The sequence below is a fragment of the Streptomyces oceani genome (genome assembly GCF_001751245.1).
In the GTDB taxonomy this organism is placed as follows: domain Bacteria; phylum Actinomycetota; class Actinomycetes; order Streptomycetales; family Streptomycetaceae; genus Streptomyces; species Streptomyces oceani.
In genome coordinates, this window is record NZ_LJGU01000086.1 from 1 (window position 1) to 3,944 (window position 3,944).

At 68.1% G+C, this 3,944-nt stretch carries 5 protein-coding genes; 3 read left to right on the forward strand and 2 right to left on the reverse strand.

What is annotated here, in order from left to right; genetic code table 11:
• A partial coding sequence (locus tag AN216_RS29535; RefSeq protein WP_212732658.1) for a hypothetical protein occupies nucleotides 1-219 on the reverse strand: 219 nt, incomplete at its 3' end.
• Here AN216_RS29535 and AN216_RS00485 point away from each other — a divergent pair.
• On the forward strand, nucleotides 157-1,284 hold the full coding sequence (locus AN216_RS00485; RefSeq protein ID WP_070194549.1) for a tyrosine-type recombinase/integrase: 1,128 nt from the start codon (nucleotides 157-159) through the stop codon (nucleotides 1,282-1,284). The two genes, AN216_RS29535 and AN216_RS00485, sit on opposite strands and share 63 nt — an antisense overlap.
• Entirely contained in the window at nucleotides 1,281-1,607 is a 327-nt protein-coding gene (locus tag AN216_RS00490) for a helix-turn-helix domain-containing protein (protein WP_070194550.1), read from the forward strand. Before AN216_RS00485 ends, AN216_RS00490 begins: the two co-directional genes overlap by 4 nt.
• Before the next feature lie 77 nt (nucleotides 1,608-1,684).
• Here AN216_RS00490 and AN216_RS28905 read toward each other — a convergent pair whose 3' ends face one another.
• Nucleotides 1,685-1,846, reverse strand: coding sequence for a hypothetical protein (locus tag AN216_RS28905; protein ID WP_212732657.1), 162 nt, complete (start codon nucleotides 1,844-1,846; stop codon nucleotides 1,685-1,687).
• Between the two features lie 696 nt (nucleotides 1,847-2,542).
• Between AN216_RS28905 and AN216_RS26255 the strand changes: the two genes are divergently transcribed.
• Nucleotides 2,543-3,928 carry a hypothetical protein gene (locus AN216_RS26255; protein WP_079166094.1) on the forward strand — a complete coding sequence of 462 codons (1,386 nt, stop codon included), beginning with the start codon at nucleotides 2,543-2,545 and terminating at the stop codon, nucleotides 3,926-3,928.
• The last annotated feature ends 16 nt before the right edge of the window (nucleotides 3,929-3,944 follow it).

A 3,944-nucleotide genomic window follows, 5' to 3' on the forward strand; every position in this document is an offset into this window, starting at 1 on the left:
TACCGGGCGGAATTGCGTTGGGTGCAACATCCGACGCAGTCCGTACAGGTAGCTGACCAGCAGCTCATGAAGGGGACCGGCCTCCGGCCGGTCCCCTTTGCTATGCCTGTGACCTGGGCGGCGTAACCGGTTCAACGATGTTGCGTTGAATGCATCGTGAGTCGAGCCGTTGATCTGCCGGGTGCCGCGCATCTGGTGCTTGCCGATGGGGTTGTACACCTCGACCCTGAACCGGCGGTTTTTCAGGCGATGTTGGACGGCTGGGCCCGCCAGCAGCGAACCCGCTTCCTGGACGAGGACGGGACGATCAAGCCGCGGATGTCGGTGGTACGACGCTTCGCGGAGTTCACCAACCAGTACCCCTGGCAGTGGGAGCCCGCCGAGGTCGAGGCGTTCATCGACTACCTGAGATCGCGGCGGAAGACGTTCGCGGTCTCGACCGGGCGGAACTACCAGAACGCGCTGCGCATGTTCTGCGAGTACATCACCGACGCACGCTACGGCTGGCCCGTGCGGTGCTTGGAGCGCTTCGGCCAGGCCCCGGTCCAGATCCTGCACGAGTGGAACACCGTCACCCACAGCAGCGAGTACGAAGGTGAAGCCGACCGGCGCCCGCTGACTTACGACGAGGTTCAGGACCTGTTTGATGCGGCGGAAGCGCGGGTCGAAGAGATCCGGGCCCGGCACCGCAAGGGCTCACTGGCCGCCTTGAGGGACGCGATCCTCCTCAAGACCGTCTACGCCTACGGACTGCGCCGCCAGGAAGCGTGCGGACTGGACCTGGCGGACCTGCGGCGGAACCCGAAGATGCCGCACTATGGCCGGTTCGGCGGCCTGTTCGTACGCTACGGAAAGTCCTCCAAGGGCGGGCCGCCCAAGCGCCGCACCGTCCTGACGGTTCCCGAACTGGACTGGAGCACTGATCTCCTCGATCAGTACCTGGAGGAGGTCCGGCCGGCCTTCTCCCCGGACAAGCACCCGGCGCTCTGGGTTACCGAACGCCGCGGCCGGATGTCGCTCCGACGCCTGGACGAGGCGTTCGAGACCGCCCGCAGGGCCGCTGACCTGCCGGAAGAGCTCGATTTGCATGGGCTTCGCCACAGCTACGTCACGCATCTCGTCGAGTTCGGCTACCCCGAGAAGTTCGTCCAGGACCAGGTTGGCCACGCCTACGCAAGCACCACCGCGATCTATACCGGGGTCTCCGACGAGTACCGCAACCGTCTGCTCCAGCAGGTGTTGAAGGAACAGCACGCCGAACTCTGGGAGGACGACGAGACGTGATCAAGAAGATGGGCTACCACTGGCACCTGCGGCAGATCATGGCCACGCGGCAGATGTTCCAGACCACCGACCTGGTCGGGCCGCTCGCCGAGCGCGGCATCACTCTCTCCCGCGAACAGGTCTTCCGTCTGGTCACCCAGCCCCCGCAGCGGCTGTCGATGGATACCCTCGCGGCGCTCTGCGACATCCTCGACTGCCAGCCCGGTGACCTCATCGAAGTCCGAGTCGTCAACGAAGAGATCCGCAAGACCGCAGATGAAGCACCGGTCCGGCCGCTGCCGACTGTTCGCCGGACCACGATCCGCCGCCCCGAGGGGCTATGACCCGCGCCCGCGACCGCCAACGAGCCGAACAAAGGCAGGCCGCCCTCGATCGCGTGATCATCGCCTTAACCGGCTCACTACCCGAGCTCGATCAGACGGAAGTTCTCCGAGCCGTCACCGAGGCTCGGGCCGACCGAGGTATCCCGCTCCGGGATCTCGACCAGCACCTCGCCGACCATCCCCAGGCCCTGGTCTCCGGCGATGCTCACTGCCCGGCCGTGATCGTCCGCCTCGCTCAAGTCCTCCATACAGCAGGACACACGGCCGTGATCCGCCCGGCCTGCACCGACTGCGGAAGATCCCACGTGGGCCTCCCACGCTTCGGACCCAATGGACGCCTCTGCATCAACTGCTCTGCCCGCAGCGGCAAGGGCACCTGTCGGCGGTGCGGCCGAACGGCCACCCGGCTCGCCGCCCGCCGGGCCGAGGGCCCCATCTGCTACTCCTGCTACCGCACCGATCCGGACGTCGTCGAAGAATGTGCCACCTGCGGCCAGCTCCGCATGCCCGTCACCCGGCGCCCAGATAACTCGCCGCTCTGCACGAGCTGTTGGTCCGGCCCGCAGCACACCTGCGTGATCTGCGGTGCCATCGGCCCGGCCAAGTCGCACGGCTCCGACGGGCCGCTTTGCGCCCCTTGCCATCACCAGCAGCGCAGGCCGGTCCGGGAGTGCGGACTCTGCGGACAAGAGCGACGCATCGCCCGCAGGGCCACCGGAGCACGGCCGGACATCTGCGAAGACTGCTACAACGGCCCCACCACGGTCTGCTCGGCCTGCCGGGAATCACGCTCCTGCCAGCGCGGGCCGGACGGCGCATGGACCTGCCGGAGCTGCCGCCCCGGGCTCAACCAGGAATGCTGCCGCTGCCGGCGGACCCGCCGCGTTCACACCCGCTGGCCGATCGGCCCGGTCTGCTCGACCTGCTACACCGTCGTGCTGGACGCACCTGCGATCTGCCCGGGCTGCGGTCGCCACCAGCCCCTGATCGGCATCGCTGAGGACGGCACCAGGATCTGTGGCGCCTGCGCGGGCACCGCCTTCGACTACACCTGCCGCACCTGCGGACTCGGCGGCCGGACCTACGCCGATTCCGAGTGCGCCCGCTGCGTGCTCATCGCCCGCCTCCAGCAACTGCTGGCCGGGCCCGACGGGCGCATCCCGGCACAGCTCCAGCCGCTGCGGGACGCTCTCGCGCTGGCTGAGCGTCCCCGCGGCATCCTGCTCTGGCTCAAGCGCAGTCCGAACGCTGCCCTGTTCGCCAGTCTGGCCGCCTCCGGAGAACCGATCACCCATCAGCGGCTCGACCAACTCCCGCCCAGCCGTCACCTGCACTATGTCCGCCATACCCTCGTGCATCTCGGCGTCCTCCCCGAGCGCGATGAGGAACTGGACCGCATCCCTGCCTGGCTGGACACCGTCCTTGCTGGCCGCCCTGCCGGACACGTCCAGATGGTTCGCCCCTACGCGCACTGGTACTTGCTGCGACGAGCACGACGACGCGCCGCCCAGCGTCGCCGCCCAGCCGAGCCGGGTTCGTTCCTCCGCACCCGCGTCCTGCTGGCTCTGGAGTTCCTCGCCTGGCTCGACGAGCACGGCATCGCGCTGGACGAACTCCGGCAAGAGGACCTCGACCGCTGGCTCGACGCGGGCAACACCCGCACCTACGCAATCCGCTACTTTCTGTCCTGGACCACCAGCCACGGCCTCACCAGCAGGCTCAAGGTTCCTTCCATCCCACGTCAGCAGCCCAGTCACTTGATGGATGAAGACGGCCGCTGGCAGCTGCTGAAACGGTGCCTGACCGACGAGAGCATGGCCCTGGACACCCGGGCCGCTGGCGCGCTGATCCTGCTCTTCGGCCTGCACGCCTCCCACGTCCGGCATCTGACCACGACCCAGCTCACCCGTCGCGACGGCAACAGCTACCTCACCCTCGACCAGCACCCGATCCTGCTACCGCCCCGGCTCGCCAAGCTCCTGCACCAGCTCGCCGAGGCACCGCACACCCGAGCCGGCCTCACCCGAACGAATCGCGGCGAGCCATGGCTCTTCCCCGGTCTCGTTCCCGGGCGCCCCACCTCGCAGACCGGACTCAGCTCGAAGCTCCTGCCCCACGGCATCGACACTCGACCCGCCCGCAATGCCGCCTTGGTCGCCCTCGCCGGCGACCTGCCCGCACCGGTCCTCGCGAGCATCCTCGGGCTCCACACCAACACCGCTGTCCGCTGGGCCGGGTTCGCCAAGACTTCCTGGGCCGACTACGTCGCAGCTCGGGCCGCGGACCTCCAGCGAGAGAGGAATACGACGCCTCAGAAATAAGTGGTCTGCGCCAGTA